This is a genomic window from Pseudovibrio flavus, assembly GCF_009711345.1.
Classification (GTDB): Bacteria; Pseudomonadota; Alphaproteobacteria; order Rhizobiales; family Stappiaceae; genus Pseudovibrio; species Pseudovibrio flavus.
This window is the reverse complement of record NZ_SMMA01000065.1, coordinates 357,001-376,802: the sequence shown is the minus strand read 5'-3', so window position 1 is coordinate 376,802 and position 19,802 is coordinate 357,001. Positions and strand designations below refer to the sequence as shown.

15 protein-coding genes are annotated in these 19,802 nt (G+C 53.7%); 11 read left to right on the top strand and 4 right to left on the bottom strand.

From position 1 onward, the window contains the following. The first annotated feature begins 99 nt into the window (after positions 1–99). Positions 100–1,902 (top strand): adenylate/guanylate cyclase domain-containing protein, encoded by a 1,803-nt coding sequence (locus tag E1162_RS16845; RefSeq protein ID WP_155133639.1) that lies wholly within the window; start codon positions 100–102, stop codon positions 1,900–1,902. Positions 1,903–2,001: 99 nt separating this feature from the next. On the opposite strand, the gene E1162_RS16840 is transcribed toward E1162_RS16845, so the two are convergent. After that, on the bottom strand, positions 2,002–2,865 hold the full coding sequence (locus E1162_RS16840; protein WP_257099067.1) for an EF-hand domain-containing protein: 864 nt from the start codon (positions 2,863–2,865) through the stop codon (positions 2,002–2,004). Between the two features lie 285 nt (positions 2,866–3,150). Between E1162_RS16840 and E1162_RS16835 the strand changes: the two genes are divergently transcribed. From E1162_RS16835 to E1162_RS16825, 3 genes are all read left to right on the top strand, one after another. Continuing rightward, positions 3,151–3,876 carry a response regulator gene (locus E1162_RS16835; RefSeq protein WP_155133633.1) on the top strand — a complete coding sequence of 242 codons (726 nt, stop codon included), beginning with the start codon at positions 3,151–3,153 and terminating at the stop codon, positions 3,874–3,876. Further along, on the top strand, positions 3,873–5,315 hold the full coding sequence (locus tag E1162_RS16830) for an ATP-binding protein (protein WP_257099066.1): 1,443 nt from the start codon (positions 3,873–3,875) through the stop codon (positions 5,313–5,315). Before E1162_RS16835 ends, E1162_RS16830 begins: the two co-directional genes overlap by 4 nt. Before the next feature lie 124 nt (positions 5,316–5,439). Then, positions 5,440–6,435, top strand: a complete 996-nt coding sequence (locus E1162_RS16825) for a DUF1906 domain-containing protein (protein ID WP_155133630.1) — start codon at positions 5,440–5,442, stop codon at positions 6,433–6,435. Positions 6,436–6,508: 73 nt separating this feature from the next. On the opposite strand, the gene E1162_RS16820 is transcribed toward E1162_RS16825, so the two are convergent. Next, positions 6,509–8,683, bottom strand: a complete 2,175-nt coding sequence (locus E1162_RS16820; protein WP_155133627.1) for a malate synthase G — start codon at positions 8,681–8,683, stop codon at positions 6,509–6,511. Between the two features lie 280 nt (positions 8,684–8,963). On the opposite strand from E1162_RS16820, the gene E1162_RS16815 reads away from it, so the two are divergent. Then, a complete protein-coding gene (locus tag E1162_RS16815) occupies positions 8,964–9,884 on the top strand; it encodes a DMT family transporter (RefSeq protein WP_155133624.1) in 921 nt (306 codons plus the stop codon). Between the two features lie 65 nt (positions 9,885–9,949). Then, the gene (locus E1162_RS16810) at positions 9,950–11,005 is read left to right on the top strand and encodes a glycosyltransferase family 4 protein (protein ID WP_257099065.1); all 1,056 of its coding nucleotides are present in this window, start codon (positions 9,950–9,952) and stop codon (positions 11,003–11,005) included. On the opposite strand, the gene E1162_RS16805 is transcribed toward E1162_RS16810, so the two are convergent. Together E1162_RS16805 and E1162_RS16800 are read right to left on the bottom strand one after the other, a co-directional pair. Beyond that, positions 10,959–12,512: a SpoIIE family protein phosphatase gene (locus tag E1162_RS16805; protein WP_155133618.1), complete on the bottom strand. Its 1,554-nt coding sequence runs from the start codon at positions 12,510–12,512 to the stop codon at positions 10,959–10,961. The genes E1162_RS16810 and E1162_RS16805 overlap by 47 nt on opposite strands. Before the next feature lie 28 nt (positions 12,513–12,540). Continuing rightward, positions 12,541–13,476 carry a glycosyltransferase family 2 protein gene (locus E1162_RS16800; RefSeq protein ID WP_155133615.1) on the bottom strand — a complete coding sequence of 312 codons (936 nt, stop codon included), beginning with the start codon at positions 13,474–13,476 and terminating at the stop codon, positions 12,541–12,543. A gap of 125 nt (positions 13,477–13,601) precedes the next feature. On the opposite strand from E1162_RS16800, the gene E1162_RS16795 reads away from it, so the two are divergent. The 5 genes from E1162_RS16795 to E1162_RS16775 are packed head-to-tail and all read left to right on the top strand — an operon-like array spanning position 13,602 to position 19,792. Next, the gene (locus E1162_RS16795) at positions 13,602–14,792 is read left to right on the top strand and encodes a glycosyltransferase family 4 protein (RefSeq protein WP_155133612.1); all 1,191 of its coding nucleotides are present in this window, start codon (positions 13,602–13,604) and stop codon (positions 14,790–14,792) included. A gap of 3 nt (positions 14,793–14,795) precedes the next feature. Continuing rightward, positions 14,796–16,217: a lipopolysaccharide biosynthesis protein gene (locus E1162_RS16790; RefSeq protein WP_155133609.1), complete on the top strand. Its 1,422-nt coding sequence runs from the start codon at positions 14,796–14,798 to the stop codon at positions 16,215–16,217. Continuing rightward, positions 16,214–17,674 carry an O-antigen ligase family protein gene (locus E1162_RS16785; RefSeq protein WP_257099064.1) on the top strand — a complete coding sequence of 487 codons (1,461 nt, stop codon included), beginning with the start codon at positions 16,214–16,216 and terminating at the stop codon, positions 17,672–17,674. The genes E1162_RS16790 and E1162_RS16785 overlap by 4 nt, the downstream gene beginning before the upstream one ends. Beyond that, a complete protein-coding gene (locus E1162_RS16780; protein WP_155133606.1) occupies positions 17,671–18,648 on the top strand; it encodes an acyltransferase in 978 nt (325 codons plus the stop codon). The genes E1162_RS16785 and E1162_RS16780 overlap by 4 nt, the downstream gene beginning before the upstream one ends. Further along, positions 18,635–19,792 carry a glycosyltransferase gene (locus E1162_RS16775; protein ID WP_257099063.1) on the top strand — a complete coding sequence of 386 codons (1,158 nt, stop codon included), beginning with the start codon at positions 18,635–18,637 and terminating at the stop codon, positions 19,790–19,792. Before E1162_RS16780 ends, E1162_RS16775 begins: the two co-directional genes overlap by 14 nt. Positions 19,793–19,802 lie beyond the last annotated feature (10 nt).

The following is a 19,802-nucleotide window of genomic DNA, read 5'->3' as shown; positions in this document are numbered from 1 at the left end:
TAACCGGTTTCGCCTGTTTTTCTTTGTACTTAACGTAGCCCTTGCGCCTTTGCGCCTAAACTCCTTGATGCCCGTTAGAAGGCCCTTAAGGAGAAGTCATTGAGCGGCAATCGCCTACGCCTTGCCACACTGCTGTGCAGCTTTGTTGTCGGTTCTATTCTTTTTACCGGCGCCTGCATCTTTTTGCTGGAGTGGACGGCTAACAGGACGACTGTGAACCGCGTGATGGGCTTGTTTTCCGCCAATCGACTTGAGCAGCTCCAGCGCGAACTTACGCAGTCTATCGACGGTATAGAATCTCAGGCCGAATACACAGAACGTGGCATCCTCTCCGGCAGTCTATCGCTTATCGACAAGGAAGAGCTGGACGCCTATGCCTACGGGCTGACAGCCGCTACCTCCATGTTGGATCAGGTTGTTTTTGTATCACCGGATGGCGCAGCCCTCTTCGTTGCCCGAACTGGTGATGATGGCGTATTGGTGCCGCGATACGTGAGCGCAGAAAACTCCTCTATCGTTGCTAGAATTGAAGGGCTGATCAACAAGCAGAGCGATCCGTTCTGGGCCTCGCCCTATGCCGTTCAAGGCATGCAGACGAACTACATCTACTACGTTCATCCTGTTCTGGATAAGGAAGGGGATCGTCTTGTAACGATGCTCTTTGCCATATCCATCAAGCGCATTTCAGAGATACTGCGCAGCATCTCCAAGAATGACCTTGCCGCCTTTTTGATTGATGACCAGCAGCGCGTATTGGTTCACCCTGATCTGGCGGAGGTAAACTCTGAAGGAACCAGCAGCCAGCACGCAATCAAAAGCGAGGTGATTACAGAGGAGATCCTTGAGAAACTGAAGAACGCTGTTCCCGCGACCCGCTTGGAAAACGCGATGGGACCAAACTTCAAGGCCTTTGAAATCAATATCGAAGATAAAGACTACATTCTAACAGTCGGCCCGCTACAAAAACGACAAGGCAGTTTGACTTATCGTGTCGCGTGGTACTTTCCCGCTGACTTGCTGCGCAACTCACCAGTCGCTCAAGGGCGAACGGGCGTCGTCGCCTTAGCGTTGATTGCAGTCTTTGCGTTTTTGGCTGGTGCTGTGGCGCTTTATCTTGTGCGTCCTGTCCGTTCTGCAGCTCTTGGCGTTGCAAAAGTCCATCAAATGGACCTCAAGGACATCTCAGAAATTCCCCGTAGCCGCGTTAGGGAGCTGGATGATTTTGCCAACTCCTTCAACCGGATGCTCTTTGGCCTACGGATGTTCTCACGCTATGTACCAACGCAGCTCGTTAGCAAGCTGATACAAAGCGGCAAAAAATCCCACGAGGGAGAGGAACGCGTTCTGTCTGTCCTCTTTACCGATATTGCAGGCTTTGCCGCACTTTCCGAACAGATGGAAACGCAGGAGATTGCCCATCTCATCAATCAGCATCTAACGCTGATCGGCAATGCAATTTCAAAGCATGATGGTACGATCGACAAATACATAGGCGACAGCGTTATGGCGTTTTGGGGCGCGCCTGAACCCATAGACAACCCCGCTATTCCGGCCGTCATGGCAGCCACCGAAATTTCCCGCGTGATCAAGGGCGAGAATACCGCCCGCGTGATGCGTGGTGAAATCCCCATTCGCATTCGCATAGGCATTCACATGGGACCGCTGGTGGTAGGCGACTTTGGCGCCCCTTCCCGTGTCAATTACACCGTTATTGGAGACACGGTGAATATTGCTTCGCGCCTAGAATCTCTTGGCACAGAAGTAGACCCTTATGCCGATGTTATTACGCTCATCTCGCAGGAGATGGTGGATCATCTAAACGATATGTTCCACGTCGAGCCAGTTGGCGAGTTCCAGCTTAAAGGGCGCGCTGCACCCACAACGGTTTACCGCCTTCGCTAGACACAACAAAAAGCGGCCTCCTTGAAGGAAGCCGCGTTCTGTCATGCGTCAACGTTTGTGAGCAATAGGGCGATGTGTGTGAGCCGCTGACGCTTCTATTTAGTTGGAGCGTTCTTCACGTGGGCCGTCACCGTTGCGACCGCCTTTTCCGTCACGATCACCTTTACCGCCTTTGCGCCATTTGCCGCGCAGGTCAGACTTGGTGATTTCACCATCACCGTTCTTGTCCATGCGCTCTACAAGGTTAGCATGGCGTTTGGTGAACTCGTCCTGTGTCACTGTCAGATCGCCGTTTGTATCAAGGCGCTGGAATGAGCGGACGTGCATTGGCTCGGCAAAGCTTGCAAACACAGGGGTGAAGGTTTCCAGTTTCAGCGGACCGTTGGCGAAGGTCTTATCAGCAAACGCTGCAATCTCTTCAGACGTGATCTGGCCATCGTTATTGGTGTCCAGCTGGGCGAAGATCATACCGCCGCGCTTGCCATGTGGGCCTTTGCCAAACTTGCCGTGTTTGCCATCACCGCGCTTACCTTCTGCACGATCGCCTTTACCTTCACGGTTTTCGCGGCGCTCTTTCATACGGTCCATGCGCTTGGAGGCTTTTTCAGCAAGCTCTACAAACTCTTCACGGGTCACCTGACCGTCGCCGTTGGCATCCAGTTTCTGGAATGCACGAACGATCATCGGCTGGGCCTGTTCGGTGCGGTATACTTTCCACTCATCCAGAGTGAAGCTACCGGTGCCGTCTTTATCAAGGCCCTTGAACTCTTCCAGAATTACGGCATCTACATCTGCCTGATTAAAAGAACCCGATCCATCGCGGTCAAAACGGTCAAACATGCGTTCCTGCATTTCACCGCGCTTACCATGCTTGCCAAACGGGGCAGCAGAAACAGCGGTAACAGAAGTGCCAGCAACAGCAAGAGCAACACCAGCGAGGGCAATAGATTTGATCAGCTTCATAATAATCTCCTCATTTCGTTCGAAGCTCGACATTTGCTTAAGGGGGTAGGCTGCTTCGATGGATTTGAACTTAATGAGCGTTTGTCGCAAAAAAATGCCGGAAACCTGCGGGTTTAGTCAGCTTTTGTCGCAATAGGCCATGCTGATACCTTTTGATACAATCTTTCACAGCCTTAATATTCAAGCGGTGTTATGACAAACTCACGGGCATTGCCCTTGTACATTTTAAAGGTCAGGCGCTGTTGTTTAGCGTAGCCGTGATCGGGAAGTCTGGAAGATTAGTCTATGAGCCAAGCATCGCCGCATATTCTTATTGTTGATGATCATCGCGATATTCGCGAGCCTTTGGCCAGATACCTCATCAAGAACAATCTTCGTGCGACCGTCGCAGATAGCGCCGCTTCGGCGCGTAAGATTCTAAAGGCGGCCTCCATTGATCTGGTGGTGCTGGATATCATGATGCCGGGTGAAGATGGTCTATCTCTATGCCGCCATCTGGTAGAGACCAATCAGGCACCTGTCATCCTTCTCACTGCTATGGCAGAGGATACCGACCGCGTAATCGGTTTGGAGATGGGCGCAGATGATTATGTCACCAAGCCTTTCAACCCTCGTGAGCTGCTTGCCCGCATACGCGCTGTTATGCGACGCGTTTCCAGCGTTCCCAAAGAGCGTGATCCGGAAGAGCGCGAGCGCCTCAGCTTTGCAGGATGGACACTCGACCTCTCCCTTCGGGAACTAACAAGTGCAGACGGTGTGGTCGCTCCTCTCTCAACGGGTGAATTTCAGCTGCTTGTTGCCTTTTTAAAGCGGCCAAAGATGGTTCTTTCACGCGATCAGCTGATGGACCTGACATCGGGCCGCTCACCTGCCGTGTTTGACAGGTCTATCGATAATCAGGTCTCGCGCCTTCGCAAAAAGATCGAACCGGATCAAAAGAACCCGACCATTATCAAAACCGTGTGGGGTGGTGGTTACACCTTCACCGCAGATGTGACAGAGCCAGAATGATGAAGTGGTTGAAGCGCCTCTGGCCCCAGCGCATGGCAACGCGGCTTATCTTGCTGCTGCTGTTCACGCTGGTGCTGACACAGATTATCAGCTTTGCGATTTTTACTGGCGAGCGGCGCTCAACCCTAATTGAAGTAGCCCGCAGCAACGCTCTGTGGCGCACGGCTTCTATTGTACATCTGCTGGAAGAAACGCCCCCTTCCTTGCAGCGCAAATTGCTAAAGGCAACGTCCAACGCACGCACCAAGTACTGGGTGGCGAAGGAACCTATTCTCGACGCATCCGGCGATGAGAGGATGGAGAAGAACCTTGCCAACTTTCTTCAGCGGCGCATGAAGGATGACAGGCCTATCTACGTCGTGGTTCACAAGGATCGGGACGATTTTCCAAATATCGAAGAGCGGTTTGGAAGGGTCGCCAGAAGCCAGCCGCCGGAAGACCGCGGGCACCGCCACCGTGTAGACCGCCGCTGGGATAAGATCGATCCGGGTATATTCTCTCTGCAAGGGGTGACCGTATTTGCCTCCCTCCAGCTTAATGATGGCAGCTGGCTGAACCTTGAAAGCAATTTCAAGATGCCAAAGCGGCCACTTGCGCCAATTCTGGCACCAATCCTGTTTCTAGCCGTTGCCATTGTCATCATTATCGGCCCGTTTGTATGGCTGATGATGCGGCCTTTGCGTGACCTGTCGGAAGCCGCCGAACAGCTTGGCAAAGGGCAAGAAGTTGCGACCTTGAGAGTGGCAGGCCCACTTGAGGTCCGCTCCACCATTATCGCCTTCAACCAAATGCAGGACCGCCTTACCCGCTTTGTCAAAGACAGGACACGCATGCTGGCAGCGATCAGTCACGACCTGCGCACGCCGATCACCTCCCTTCGCATTCGCGCCGAGTTTATCGAGGATGACGAAGACCGCGAACGCATGATTGCAACGCTGGATGAAATGCAGGCAATGACAGAGGCAACCCTTGCCTTTGCCCGTGATGAGGCAACCACCGAACAGCCGCGCAACGTGGACCTTGGCGGTCTGTTAGAGACCATTGCCACAGACTACGAGGACATTGGCTCGGATGTGAAGGCGCGGGCTGAGGACCGGATTATTCTTTCCTGCCGTTTGATGTCGCTGAAACGCGCCCTGCGCAACATCATCGACAATGCCCTGCGCTATGGTGGCAATGCCGAGGTAGAGCTGAAGCGCAGCGGTGATACCGCCATAATCACGATCAGTGACGATGGTCCCGGTATTCCGGAGGAGCGGATGACAGATGTATTCGAACCATTTGTGAGACTTGAAGAAAGCCGTAACGAAGATACCGGCGGTATCGGTCTTGGCCTTGCCATTTGCCGCAGCATCATCCACGCCCATGGCGGCACGATCACGCTTGCCAACAAACAAAAGGGCACCGGCTTGATTGTTGTTATTCAACTGCCGATCTAGCCAATTTGAAACAAAGCCCTAAAGCAAGGCAGAGCAATTGCTAACCCTGCCTTGCTGCAGCACCTCACAGCTGTGACATCTCCTCGTCTGTTCTTTCAGTGTCCAACGAAAGAAAGAACAAGAGATGAGTGACAAGACCAGATACGCCGTCGATTCTGCCAGTGACCTTGCTCACAGTGCGCAAGAACTCAAGAGCAAAGGCGTTGTCGCCGTTGGGCGCTACCTTTCCCTAAGCAGCTGGAAACGCATTTCCAAGGAAGAAGCCGAAGCCTTACTAGGCGCTGGCCTTGCGTTGTTTAGCGTTTATGAAGATGCCAACAACTCAGCAGAGTGCTTTAGCCAGAAGACGGGCGAAGAAAACGCTGCAACGGCTATGGATCAAGCCCAGTCGATAGTGGGCCAGCCGCGCCATTCGGCAATCTATTTCGCCGTCGATTACGATGCATCGCAGGCTGACTACGAGAACAACATCAAACCCTACTTTCAGGCGGTTAATTCCGCTTTTGCTGAAGCTGGTAACCCATACAAGGTGGGAGCTTACGGCAACGGTTTGGTGCTGCAGAACCTTTTGGATGACAAGCTCTGCGAGTTCACTTGGCTAAGCCTTTCCAGAGGGTGGGCTGGTTATCAGGAGTTTCTAGATAGCGGCAAGTGGAACCTTTCCCAGCAGCCGGAAAACAACACGATTGATCTGGACAAGATAAACCCCGCCAGACCGGATATCGGCGCTTTCCGCCACATCGGTACAACACAAACCTTCATCGGCGGCGTTATGGATACAGCGTTGCAAGAGGTGGAGGCTACCGTCGTTCAAACGGTGAAAGAGCAGCTCGTTCCTCTTGTGTTGGACATCATCAAAGCGCAGCTCGCTAAAAAGCTCGGCACCACTTTGTCGGTCAAACAGAAAGACCATGCTCCAGACCAGAACGACAAGGCTGTTGAAGCAGCGCCAGCGGCGGAGACTGACAAAAAGCCAGAAGGCATTGAAACGCTTCTTGAAGATGAAATCCATGACCATCTAATTGAACCCATGGAAGATATGGCGGAAGGGGCCATCATTCACGAAGCAACCAAGATTGCGGAAAAGGGCGCAAATGCACTCCTGAACCGTATTTTGTAAGAAGGTAGCCAAAGAGAAAGGGCAGAGCGCTCATCGCACCCTGCCCCTTCATAGATTTCGTTTGTGCGCGGACCTAGCGAGCCGCAGCTTTCAACTGCAGGCGGCGAGCGTGCAACACAGGCTCGGTATAGCCGTTTGGTTGCTCACGGCCCTTCAGAACAAGATCACACGCTGCAGCAAAGGCAATAGAGCGATCGAAGTCTGCTGCCATTGGCGTGTAGAGCGGATCGCTAGCGTTCTGCTCGTCAACTACAGCTGCCATTCGCTTCAAGGTTTCCATGACCTGCTCCTGCGTGCAGATACCATGGTGTAGCCAGTTGGCGATATGCTGGGAGGAAATGCGCAGGGTTGCGCGGTCTTCCATCAGGCCAACGTTATTGATATCCGGCACCTTGGAGCAGCCTACGCCTTGGTCTACCCAACGTACAACGTAACCAAGGATGCCTTGTGCGTTGTTGTCCAGCTCGCTCTGGATTTCCTCTGCGCTCCAGTTTGTTTCACTTGCAACCGGAATAGTCAGAATGTCATCCAGCTTTGCACGTTCACGCTGTTCCAGCTCTTCCTGAACCTGCGGTACGTTGACCATGTGGTAGTGCAGTGCATGCAGTGTTGCTGCAGTTGGAGATGGAACCCAAGCAGTGTTTGCGCCCGCTTTTGGATGGCCGATCTTTTGCTCCAGCATTGCTTCCATCAGATCCGGCATGGCCCACATGCCCTTACCAATCTGCGCATGACCAGAAAGACCGCACATCAAGCCGGTATCGACGTTCCAGTTCTCATAGGCGGAAATCCAAGCAGCCTGCTTCATCTCGCCTTTACGGATCATCGGGCCAGCTTCCATGGAGGTGTGGATCTCATCGCCAGTACGATCAAGGAAGCCGGTGTTGATGAAGCACACGCGGCTTTTGGCAGCGCGGATACACTCTTTCAGGTTCACCGTGGTGCGGCGTTCCTCGTCCATGATGCCCATCTTTACGGTGTACTGCTCAAGCCCCAGAATGCTCTCCACTTTGGAGAAGGTCTCGTCAGCAAAAGCTACCTCTTCAGGGCCATGCATTTTCGGCTTAACGACATAGACAGAGCCAGCGCGGGAGTTCATGCGCTTGCCGCCTGTTTTGCCCGGCTTGCCAATGTCATGGATGGCGATCAGCACAGTAATCATTGCATCCATCAGCCCTTCTGGAGCCTCGGAGCCATCCTTAAGCAAAATAGCCGGATTGGTCATGAGGTGACCGACATTGCGAACGAGCATGAGGGAGCGACCCGGAAGCGTCAGCTCTTCGTCCTGCATGTCCATATATTCGCGATCAGCATTGAGAGCGCGGGTGAAGGTTTTGCCGCCCTTGGAGATTTCCTCGCTCAGGTCACCCTTCATGAGGCCCAGCCAGTTGCGATAAACGGTTACCTTGTCGTCTGCATCAACGGCTGCAACGGAATCCTCGCAGTCCATGATGGTGGTTACAGCCGATTCAAGCAGAACATCGGCAATGCCTGCTGGGTCTGTCGCGCCAATTGGATGCGTTTTATCAATGATGATTTCGATATGCAGGCCGTTCTTCACGAGCAGGATGGACTTTGGCTCATCCGCTTCACCAGTATAACCAACAAGCTGCAGTGGGTTTTCAAGGCCCGCGAACTCGTCATCACCCTGACTAAGCGCCAGTGAGGATGCGAAAATGGAGATGTCGGTTACATCGGCCCAGCTGCCTTGGTCGAGCGGCACTGCGGTATCAAGACGCTTGCGGGCATAGGCAATCACTTCCTGACCACGGGCTGCATCATAACCACCGCCCTGCGGCTTGGAACCCATAGCATCGGTGCCATACAGCGCATCATAGAGCGAACCCCAGCGGGCGTTTGCTGCATTGAGGGCATAGCGGGCGTTCATGACAGGAACGACGAGCTGTGGGCCCGGGATGAGCGCAATCTCCGGATCAACGTCTTCCGGATCCACTTCGAACTTGTCGCCCTCTGGCAGCAGGTAACCGATTTCACTCAGGAATGCCTTGTAGGCTTCCATATCGACAGGACCTGCGTTTGCCTTATGCCATGCATCGATCTTGGCCTGAATGTCATCACGCTTTGCCAGCAGCTCTTTGTTGCGCGGTGCAAAGCCGTTGAGCAGATCACCCAAGCCCTGCCAGAACACCTCGGAACTAACGCCGGTTCCGGCCAGTGCCTCGTTCTCGATAAAATCGTAGAGCTGGGAGGCAACCTGAAGCCCCGCGATCTGTTTTCTTTCTGCCATCTCGTCCGCCTGTCTAATTCATGCGGAAAGATCGGCTCTGTCCGCGAAATCTGTATTTCTCTGTATGAGAGTGAACAGACCATGACAAAATTGGAAGCAAGGTGCAATCAGCCGAAGGCAAATGGACTATTTCCGTTTTGGAAAAAATCCATCATTAAACAGGTGCTTCCTTTTGAGTCCCACAAAAGCTAAGTTCTTTGAAAATTTATCCAAATGACCACTTTGATGATTTCGACCCAAAGTATATTGAGTACAGGTCTAACGACCTAAGGTGTAAAACATGTCCGCATTCAAGCGATCGTACAACCGCCCCATCCTGCTCTTGATGATCACCGCCATGATGTGGGCGGGTAACTCGATTGCGGGCAAACTTGCAGTGGGAGAGGTTTCGCCGCTTGTTGTGGTGTTCTTGCGTTGGGCGATTGTGAGCGGCTTGATGCTGACCTTTTATGGCAAAAAGCTCATCGCGCACTGGAAGACTATTGCGCCCCATATTGTCGGCATTGCTTTAATGGCGGCCTTTGGCTTTACCGGCTTTAATGCGCTCTTTTACATCGCAGCCCATGATACCTCGGCTTTGAATATCGGCATCTTGCAAGGGTCGGTGCCGATGCTGGTGGCTCTGGGAGCGCTGTTTGTATTCGGGGACCGCATCACCTTTGCCCAGTTCATCGGCATTTTGTTCACCTTGGGCGGGGTTATTGCCATTGCCAGTGAAGGCAACTTACAGCGCCTTGTGGAGCTGGAGATAAACCCCGGTGATGGCTTGATGATCATCGCCTGCGTTTTTTATGCCGGTTACACTTTGGGTCTGCGTTCTCGCCCTAAAGTGCCAGCCCTTGTGTTCTTTACTGTCACTTCAAGCGTTGCGGCGATCGTATCGTTCCCGCTGGTCGGCTATGAGATGGCGACAGAAACTGCTTTGTGGCCAACCTTTGAAGGCTGGCTGATCGTCCTCTACATCGCCCTGTTTCCATCGTTTATCGCGCAGATTTTCTTTATGCGCGGCGTGGAGCTTATTGGCCCTGCCAGAGCGGGACTGTTTGTAAACCTTATTCCGATTTTCGGGGCAGTGTTCGCGGTTGTTCTTCTGGGCGAGACCTTCCGGTTTTATCATGCAGCCGGTCTTTCACTGGTTCTTGGCGGCATCTGGATTTCTGAACACTTTGCAGCAAAAGCACCCAAGGCCAGTTTACCTTAGCCGTTAAAGGCTTCTTTGGAACCGCTATGCCATGGTCTTGTTCAACAAGAACAAGAGTGCAGGTAATGACCATCATTTGGCAGCTTGTTGATTCAAGCGGTATAGGCGGTATCGAAAAGCACGTTCTGGTACTGACGAAAGCCCTTTGTGATGCGGGATTTGATGCCCGTGTCGTTTTATGGAAAGACCACGGAGCCAACCAGTGGCTTGAACAGTTGGAACAGGAGAACGTTCCCTACACCGTTCTTTCCGGCTCAATATCCGGCTTTTTCTCAGAGCTTTCCAAAGGCAGGCCGCAGCTTGTCCATACCCATGGCTACAAGGCTGGCATCATGGGCCGCTTGCTCTGCAAGCTAAGAGGCATACCCACGGTTTCTACCTTTCATGCGGGCGAGACCGGACCGTTTCCTGTCAGCCTTTATCAGCTCATAGACAAAGCAACGGCCTTTTTGGGAACCTCAATTGCTGTCAGCGTGCCTATTGCCAAGAAGCTCTGGTTCAAGACCATTTTGATCCCGAACTTTATTGATCGTCCGCAGCTAGATAGCAGCCGTCCATTGGGAGACGAAGTGGCTTTCATTGGCCGTCTTTCCTACGAGAAAGCACCCGATACGTTTTGTGAGCTTGCAGCAGCGTTTGCTGATGCACCGGTGCATTGGTCTGTATTTGGAGATGGACCAATGGAAGGGCAGCTGAAGGGTGAATATGCCGAGCTTATCAAGTTTCACGGCATGGTAACGGACCTTCGCAAGATCTGGCCGCGTCTTGGTGTCGTGGTCATACCATCCAGAGCCGAAGGATTGCCTCTGGTGGCGTTGGAAGCGCTTGCCGCAGGCATTCCGGTAATTGCCTCAAACGTCGGTGCCCTGCCAGAAGTGATAACACGCGGCAAAACGGGCTGGCTCTACAACAGAGACAGCAGCCAATCGCTCTATAACGCTTTTAAGGAATGGCTCTACAGCGACCCTAAGCAGTTGATGGACCTGCGGGAAAGTGCTGCTGCTTTTATCGAGCAGAACTACTCTGTCAAAGCACGCCTGCCGCAAGTCCTCTCTGTTTATGAAGCTAGAGGGGTTACGCCCCCTCTTCGCTTTCAGGCTCGCTCTCAGGCTGGCGTCTAACGCAGATCAGCGTCCAGTCATCTTCCGGCTCCGGTCCAAGCTCTGCGATAATATCTTCCTGCAGATGCTCGGTAGCGATTGTTCCGTCTTTCTGGTGACGTTTAAGCAGCGCTTTTTCCAACCATGCGGGAACAGATGCACCATGGGCAAGGCCCGCAGGGTCAAGTCCATCCGTCATCAGGATCAAATGATCTTCCAGACCCAGTTTGATGGTGGTTGTCTCGAATTCCTGATTAGGCATCAGGGCGATAAGGCCACCAGAAACCGGAAGCTGTTCCAGCTTGCCGTTTTTGATCAAGGCCGGTTCAACATGCCCTGCCGATGCAATGCGCATCTCGCCATTTTCAAAACAGTCCAGCACAATCAAGGTGCATAGCAGGCCGGAGAAGTTGATATCACCGAGCAGAACCTCGTTGACCTTTTCCAGATAGGTACCGGCATCCAAATTCCTGTTCAGCGTATGTACGGTGCGCAACATGGCAAGGAAAGCAACGCCGCAAGCCTGCGCCACAATACCGTGGCCGACCATATCAACCAGCACAACACGCTCGAAGCCATCACCAGCGCACACCACCAACGCGTCGCCTGTGCCAACATCCGCCGACCCGCCTTTCCTATCAAGCAGGAAGCCAGGAATGTGCACTTCATTGCCTTTGGAACTTCCCAGTTCATGGGATACCGCCTCAAAATGGCGAAGAAGGCCGGTTCTGGCCCGCATAGAGCGGCGCAGCGAGTGACGAACAGCTCGCTTCAAATCCACCGGTGCTACGGGCTTATTCAAAACGCTCTCGATGCCAAGGTCTTCAAGGCGAATTTTCAAAGCTGGGTCGGTATCACCTGTAATCATGATAACGGGTGCAGGAATTTTGCCTGCGTCTTCCTCGATTATCTTGATAATGCCTTCGCCTGTTCCCTCATCCAGATGATAGTCGGTCAAAATGAGATCAACAGGTGAGGATTTGGCGTGTTTCAACGCTGTTTGTAGCTTGGTGGCCACAATGGTCTTGTAGTCCTTACCAAGAAACGCCGCGTAGGTGTTGGCAAGGGCGGTATCGTCATCCACCACCAGAACGGTCGGGCGACGATCAAGAAGCTGGCGTTGAAGAACAAGGCGGTTTTTCTGGCCAAGATCAGCGCAGCCGGAGTGATAGGCCAGCCCGTCTACCATGCCCACAATCAAGCCAAGGCCCCTTCCGCTTTCTTCGCAGAACGGGTCTTCGTGAATAGCTGCCTCTGGAGATACATTGGTGATCTCCGCATAAGGGCTGCCGTTATCAGCAATGGTCATGGTCAAGAGAGCGCCTGTCATATCCAACGACAGGTCAATGGATGTAGGGCGCGTACCAGCGTGGCTCACAAGGTTTGCGCCCCATTCTGCCAGTACCAACTGCAAGTCATCGGCGACATCATCTGTGATCGCCAGATTGTTCATGCGTCTGCGCAAACCCCGCCGCATGATGGATACTTCCTCAAGCGTTGCGTCCCGTGTTTCGCTATAAAGGTTCATCGATCTACCCTTCCCAACAGGCGTAGTGTCAGGCACTGCGTTTTAGAAGACAATCCTTAGCATCTGCCAAGGCGGCGATGGCGGTGCGCTTGTCTGGTTGCAGCCAGAGGGCTTTGACATGCTCTCTTAGCGATTCAGACAAATTACCCTGCTCGCGAAAGTTCTCCGCCTTTGCGACGGAAAGGTTCGCCTGCGCCTTTTTTACGGCCTGCTGTAGCCTGCTATCTTCGGTGCCTTCGTAGCGGGAAAGAATGAGTACCATGGCCTCTATTCGGGCTTCTCGCTTGCTGGTCTCGCTCCCTGCCCTCATCAGGTAGTCCATGAACACCCGCGCACTGATGCCAACGGGGCCAAGATCACACAGTTTCAACCAAAGATCCCAGTCTTCGGCGGAGGGCAATTCCTTTGCAAATCCATTTGCAATTCGCAAAGATTCTGTTTTTGCAACAACCGTCGAAGTGCCGACGATGTTGGCGGCAAGCACCACGGCCTGCGCATCTTCAAGTGTAGTAAAGTCTTCACTAACGGGTAGTTTGACCCTTCTCTCCCAAAACTCGAAGCACCCACCGAGGTCGTCTCCAACCTCGTTGATGTGCCGGTAATTAGTAAAGCTAAATGAGGCGTCAGGATGTTCACGGTGCCATGCAATCTGCTCTCTTAGCTTGCCTGGATACCAGACATCATCCGCATCCAGAAACGCGATGAGATCACTGCTAGCGCGTTCAATTGCAATGTTTCTTGCCACTGCAGGCCCCTGACCGGGGCCATCAATCACCACCAGTCCGCTATTGCTTTCGGCAAACTTTTTCAAGAACTCGTCCGTGCCGTCACTGGACCCGTCATCAATGACGATTATCTCCAGCCCCTCGACCTCTTGGGCCAACACGCTTTGCAGCGCATCCTCCAGATATTCAAGACAATCCTTTGTGGGAATAACCACAGAGCACGGTACTTCTTCGTTCATTTCTTCTTCTCCGCCTCAAGTCACGCAAATGGCATCGGCTTTGCTGTTTTGGTGGCAAGACCCTGCATCATCCGAGCCAATCCGGTCTGGAAGCGGGAAAACTCTAAAAATTCAGGGAGAGAACCTTGAAGACCATTGGCTACGTGCTTGCTGAATTCCCCGTCCTTTCCGAAACCTTTGTTGGCAATGAGATGCGAGCTATGCAGGCACAAGGGCATACTGTCATCCCCTATGTCCTGCGCGAGGTTGATGGTCCGGCTCAAGCGATTGATGTGACCATGGCGCAGGAAGAAGCGTTCTACCCTGTCAAAGAGCCAGACATGGAAGCGCTGAAGGCACTGACCGGCCTTTCCGGTTCCTGCGTGCGGGGCCTATCGTTTGCCAAAGTGCAGAACGGCATTCCGATGGTCTCGCTTATGGGCAACGCTCTAAAGATCGCCCGCCTTGCCAAAGCGCATGGGGTGGACCATCTCCACGCCCACTTTGCAGGCGCAGCAGCCGCGCACGCGATTGTGGCGGCCCGCATGATCGGCGCTTCGGTTTCTTTCGTCTGCCACGGACATGATGTGTATGCAGAAGCGCAGGACCTGCCCCTTAAGCTTACTTCCGCTGATTTTGTTGTTTCCGTCTGCAATGACCTGACCAAAGACCTACAAGACTTTGCACCAAAGGCATCCGTTCATATGGTGCCCTGCGGCACTGCGCCGGAGCGGTTTGTACCGCGCAAGGATGCGGAGAAGAATGGCCGTCTGCTGTTCGTTGGCCGGCTGGTTGAACAAAAGGGCACTGACGATATTTTTGCAGCACTTGCCCAACTTGGCCCGCTTGCCCCAGCCATCGATATTGTTGGGAGCGGCCCGCTGATGGAGGAGCTAGAGCAGGAATCCCTTGGCAATGGGCTTTACAAGCAAGGGCTTACGTTCCTTGGTCCCAAGCCTGCAGAGTGGATCAGCGAAAACGCCCCTTCTTATGTTGGCTTGATTGCCCCCTTCAAAGAAGCGCCAGACGGTGCGCGTGATACCGGTCCCCTTGTCGTGAAAGAAGCCATGGCGATGGAACTTCCCGTCATCACCACGCGCTTTATGGGCATGAAGGAGACGGTAACGCCGGAGACTGGCTTCATGGTGGAACCGGGTGACCCTGAAGGGCTTGCCCGCGCCATTGTAGAACTAATGGCGCTAAGCGATGTGGAGCGGCAGGTTATGGGCCGCGCTGGTAGAAAGCAGATTACCGAAAACTTCACATTGGAAGGCTCAGCCAAGCGTCTATCGCGGATTATCGAAAACCAGAGTGGCTCTGCCCGCAAGGTGGCCTAGCCCATGAACGCCCGCAGCATCCTTTCCATATGGCCATACATCGCAAGTATGGTGCTAACAAAGGGACTGGCAGTCATCACTCTGCCGGTCCTCACTGGCTATATGAAGCCTGAGGATGTGGGCTATCTGGATGTGGTCGCCTCTACGTTGGAGTTTCTCGGCCTCATCTTCGCTATGGGCCTTGCCGATACGCTTTTCCGCTTTTCCGGCGTTCAGGTGGGTGATGAAGCCCGCAACAAGGAAGCTGCGGCGATTACCGGAAGCGCGTTGGTTCTGGCCGTTGTCTTTGGGGTTCTTGTTCAACTGCTCGTGCCGCTTGTTGTGCATGCGTGGAACCTGCCCATTAACATGTGGGCCCTGCGGATCAGCGTTCTGGGGGCAACGCTTGGCGGTTTGATAGAGCTGCCCCTTGCGTGGCTACGGCTTAGCAACAAGCCAAAAATGTTTCTGCTTTTTACCGCCTCTCGCGGTGTCTTGCAGGCTGCGGCAATGGTTCTTCTGCTTCTAAACGGCTACGGAATTGACGCCATATTGGCTGCCAATGGAACGTTGGATATTGCTCTGGCGCTGGCGCTTCTCTTCTTCCAGATCAGGCGTACAGGCATTGCCGTTTCCCTGCATGGCCTTAAGCGTATTGTAAACTTCGGTATGCCGCTCGTGGGCGGTGCCCTTTCCATGTTTGCCCTTGGTTCTTGCGACCGCTGGTTTCTGGTTACAGCCATTACGCCGCAAACGCTGGCCCACTATTCTATTGCCGTAAAGCTGGCACTTGCCGCACCGCTGCTTATGCAGCCCTTTGGTTTATGGTGGTACGCCAAACGCATTGGCATCATTGACGAAGAAGGCGGACTGGAAGAATCCGCTGATGTTGTCCTACTTGGTTACTGGGTGTTGATCGCAGGAGCGCTAGGCACAGCCCTAGCCGCGCCGATCTTCATAAACTGGCTGCTTCCTGCATCCTACGCCCCTGCCATTGCCTACATTCCATGGCTGGTTCTGTGCTTTGCCCTCAATGAGCTTTGCTCACTCATGAACGTTGGTTGCTACCGCGCCCAGCATGGTTTGCATGTGCTTTCCGTCAATGTGGCAGGCGGTATCGTTGCCGTTGCAGGCTATGCACTGCTTGCTCCGTCTCATGGTGTAGCGGGCGCAATCATCGCAACTCTTGCAGGCCATAGTTTGCGCCTCTTCCTGTTCCTCTACCTCTACCACGGGCGGGCGCCGATCCCTTACCGCCTGAGCTACATGGCGTTTTTCACGCTGTTCGCTCTACTGGCAGTCTTCCTCCAGCCGCTTGATGTTTCCATCGGCCTGCAGTTCGCCTACGCCGTTGGCTGCGGTTTGGTTCTACTCGGCCTCGGCCTTACCGTTGCGTTGAAGGTGAAGGGCAAGACGTTCCTGCGGTTTTCGAGGGCTGGTACATGATGAACCTGCCCGAATATCCGCGCCCGCGCCGACGAACGAACCACATCGCTATTGCGCTGATCGCCTCCCTCATCGTTGGCGTTGGCCTGTTCAATCCGCTGCACCCGTTTCTGGCAATCGGCATCGCCCTTTTGCCAATTTGCGTATTGATAGCCTTTAATACCCTCTTCTACCTCTGCCTTGGCTTTGTGGTGTTTTCCTTCTTCCGCATTCACGAGGTTTTTCCGGTTCTTATGCCGTTCCGCATTCCCATTCTGCTGGCTCTGCCAACACTTGGGGTGCTGTGCTGGCAGATTTTCTGCGTCAAAACCATGAAGCCCTTCTGGCACCGCGACCTAACGGCCTTCGCGGTATTCTTCGGCCTTGTGTTCTTTGGCCTCTTTCTGGCGATCAACAAAGGCGTTGCCTTTGCCTATTTCAAGGACACCTATATCAAGATCGGCATAATGGTCCTTGCCATTAGCTGGATCGTGAAACGCCCAGAGGACTTCGCCCTTGCCGCCCGTGTATTCGTTATGGCGGGCGTTGCAGTTGCCATTGTTGCCGTGTCGCGCAAGCTTCAAGGCTTGGGCCTTGTTGAAGGCTCACGCGTTACCATTGGCCGAGACTATGGCTCGGTGCTGGGTGATCCGAACGACCTTTCGCTCGTGCTGCTCTTTCCCCTTAGCTTTGCCACCGCACTTGCCATAATGAGGCCAACGCTCTTTGATCGTCTGCTGGGAATGCTGGCGACCATGATGATCTGCTGGGGTATTGTTGCCACGCAGAGCCGCGGCGGCTTGCTTGGCATCGTGACGGTGCTTGGCATTGGCGGAAACAAAGTCATCAAAAACAAGGTACTACTGGCTGCCATTGGCGGCATTGGTCTTATGGGCCTGATGGTTATGGCCGGTATTTCCGACCGTAAGTCGGGGGGCGCTGCAGAAGACGGCATTGATGAAAGTGCCATGGGACGCATTTACGCATGGGGTGCGGCTTGGAACATGGCAACCAGCAGGCCGCTCAACGGCGTTGGGCTGGACAACTTCGTGGTCAACTACTTCTTCTACACCGACCACTGGACCGGCATGAACAAGGCCGTGCACTCTACATGGCTTGGCGTGCTTGGCGAGACTGGCTTTCCCGGTTTCTTTGCCTTCATCACCATGGTGGTGCTGATGATGCTGACGAACATGAAATCATCCAAAACCCTTGATGAGAAGAAAGCCGATGCATCCGTTCGTGCAACAGCGCTTGCCCTTATCGGCGGTATTGCCGGTTTTTGCGTTTCGGGCACCTTCCTGACGCAAGGGTTTACGTGGCCGATCTACATTCTGCTGTCCCTTACCGTAGCGCTGGCAAAATACACCGAAAACCTTGCCCACCCCGACGCGCTTCCTGCCGAAACCAAAGGCTCTGCCCGCATTTATGATCTGCGCAATCGCTTGCGCTTAAAGAACCGAGGATCGTCTAGATGAAAACTATTGCAGACATAAAGAAGTGGATCAAAGCGAAGGAGCATCCGGCTGCACGCTTTTTGTACGACGCCGCTAAGTACCTTAAGGGCTTTTCTTTTCCTGTCATTCCTTGGTTTCATGACGGCCTTTATAAGCTCAGCCGCATTATCAAAAATCTCTTCTTCGACATCATCCGTGTTTTATGGACAACACCGCTCTTCCAAAGCCAGCTCGCACGACCTGCGCCCAAGCTTTACATCTATGGCGGCATGCCGCTCGTGCTGGGACATCTAGTCATGGACTTTGGCGAGGACGTTCGCCTATCAGGCCAGACCACTATTTCCGGCCGTTCAAGCGGCGATGAGACGCCTCGCCTTGTGGTAGGCTCCAATGTCGATATCGGCTGGCAGACCACACTTGCCGTAGGCCATGCCATCAAGATTGGCGATAATGTGCGCCTTGCTGGACGGAACTTTCTGGCAGGCTACCCCGGTCACCCTCTGGATCCTGAGGCGCGGGCTGCTGGCCTACCTGAAACGGAAGATCAAGTCGGCGATATTGTTCTGGAAGACGGCGTATGGCTCGGAACCGGGGCTATGGTTATGGCGGGCGTTACCATTGGCGCGGGCACTGTTGTCGCTGCAGGTAGCATCGTCACAAAAGACCTTCCACCACGGGTTCTAGCTGGCGGTTGCCCTGCCCGTGTTATCAAACAGATCGACACGCCCAGCGCTACAGCCAATGAACAGACCGTTGAAGAGCCGCAGAGCGAGGCCACAGAAGATAAGCCAGCCCTAACCAAAAAAGTCGCCCGTAAGGCACCTGTGCGCAAACCACGCGCAGCATCTGCCGCCGCGGCTAAAACCACAACAACAAAACAGCCCAGCGCACGCCCTGCAACAAAACGCACTACGGCGACGACACGAAAAGCTGCCCCCAAGACCGTAGCCGACGACACCCAGAAAACGAATGGAGCCCCGCATGACCAAGCATGATCTTGTTGTGTTTGGAGAGGATTGGGGTCGTCACCCATCTTCAACGCAGCACTTGATCAAATCCATGGTGAATGGACGGCAGGTGATATGGGTCAACTCCATTGGCATGCGTAGGCCCAAGCTCTCTGGTCGTGATTTGAAGCGCGTTTGGGAAAAAGCCCGTTCCATTTTAGGAGCGCCTTTAAAACCTACCCTTTCCAATATGGTTGCTGAGACCGGTGCAACGGCGGAGCCTCTACCAAAGGGGCTGCATATTCTCAGCCCCATCGCCATTCCATGGCCGGGAAACAAACTGGCAGCAATCATCAACCGCTTCCTACTCAGCAGGCAGATCCGCAAAAAAATGCGATCCCTCGGTATATCGCATCCTCTGGTTTGGACCTCTTTGCCCCCTGCCGTCGTTATAGCTGGCGCTCTTGATGAAAAGGCGCTCATCTATTATTGCGGCGACGACTTTGGCGCTCTTGCAGGCGTTGATCATAAGCCTGTGCTGGACATGGAGAAGGATCTCGTTAGGCAGTGCGACCTTGTTATTGCCGCAAGTGAGGAACTGGCCAGCCGTTTCCCGCAGGAAAAGACACTTCTTATTCCCCATGGCGTAGATTTCGGGCTGTTTACCGCCCCGCACTCTCGCCCGCTAGATATGCCTGCAAGCCCGGTTGCCGGGTTCTATGGTTCCATAGCCGACTGGGTAGATACCGCACGCCTTGCAAAAGCTGCAAAAGCCCTACCTGACTGGAACTTCGTTTTTATTGGCAAGGTCGAGACTGATATCAGCACCTTGCAGTTTCTGCCCAATGTGCATTTTCTTGGCCCGCGAGATCATGCTGCTCTCCCCGCTTACGTTCAGCATTTTGATGTCGCGCTTCTTCCCTTCAAAGACAACGACCAGATCAAGGCCTGTAACCCTCTAAAACTGCGTGAATATATGGCCGCTGGTCAGCCGATCGTCTCCACTGTCTTCCCAAGTATGGAGCCTTACAGAAAGCTCTTGCGGGCTGTGACACCGGAGGAAAATCTAGCCAACGCCATTCTTGAGGCGCGAGCTGATACCGACCGTAACGATCTACGCCGCGAATTTGTAAGGCAGGAATCTTGGGATGAACGCGCAAGACGAATTGAAAGCGTTCTGGATACATTTTGAGGAGTTAGCA

Excerpts from the sequence above, each read along its gene's own strand:
- E1162_RS16830 (WP_257099066.1), top strand. The coding sequence starts at position 3,873 with ATGATGAAGTGGTTGAAGCGCCTCTGGCCCCAGCGCATGGCAACGCGG.
- E1162_RS16785 (WP_257099064.1), top strand. The coding sequence starts at position 16,214 with ATGATGAACCTGCCCGAATATCCGCGCCCGCGCCGACGAACGAACCAC.
- E1162_RS16790 (WP_155133609.1), top strand. The coding sequence starts at position 14,796 with ATGAACGCCCGCAGCATCCTTTCCATATGGCCATACATCGCAAGTATG.
- E1162_RS16810 (WP_257099065.1), top strand. The coding sequence starts at position 9,950 with ATGACCATCATTTGGCAGCTTGTTGATTCAAGCGGTATAGGCGGTATC.
- E1162_RS16840 (WP_257099067.1), bottom strand. The coding sequence starts at position 2,865 with ATGAAGCTGATCAAATCTATTGCCCTCGCTGGTGTTGCTCTTGCTGTT.
- E1162_RS16820 (WP_155133627.1), bottom strand. The coding sequence starts at position 8,683 with ATGGCAGAAAGAAAACAGATCGCGGGGCTTCAGGTTGCCTCCCAGCTC.
- E1162_RS16835 (WP_155133633.1), top strand. The coding sequence starts at position 3,151 with ATGAGCCAAGCATCGCCGCATATTCTTATTGTTGATGATCATCGCGAT.
- E1162_RS16800 (WP_155133615.1), bottom strand. The coding sequence starts at position 13,476 with ATGAACGAAGAAGTACCGTGCTCTGTGGTTATTCCCACAAAGGATTGT.
- E1162_RS16815 (WP_155133624.1), top strand. The coding sequence starts at position 8,964 with ATGTCCGCATTCAAGCGATCGTACAACCGCCCCATCCTGCTCTTGATG.
- E1162_RS16805 (WP_155133618.1), bottom strand. The coding sequence starts at position 12,512 with ATGAACCTTTATAGCGAAACACGGGACGCAACGCTTGAGGAAGTATCC.
- E1162_RS16775 (WP_257099063.1), top strand. The coding sequence starts at position 18,635 with ATGACCAAGCATGATCTTGTTGTGTTTGGAGAGGATTGGGGTCGTCAC.
- E1162_RS16780 (WP_155133606.1), top strand. The coding sequence starts at position 17,671 with ATGAAAACTATTGCAGACATAAAGAAGTGGATCAAAGCGAAGGAGCAT.
- E1162_RS16825 (WP_155133630.1), top strand. The coding sequence starts at position 5,440 with ATGAGTGACAAGACCAGATACGCCGTCGATTCTGCCAGTGACCTTGCT.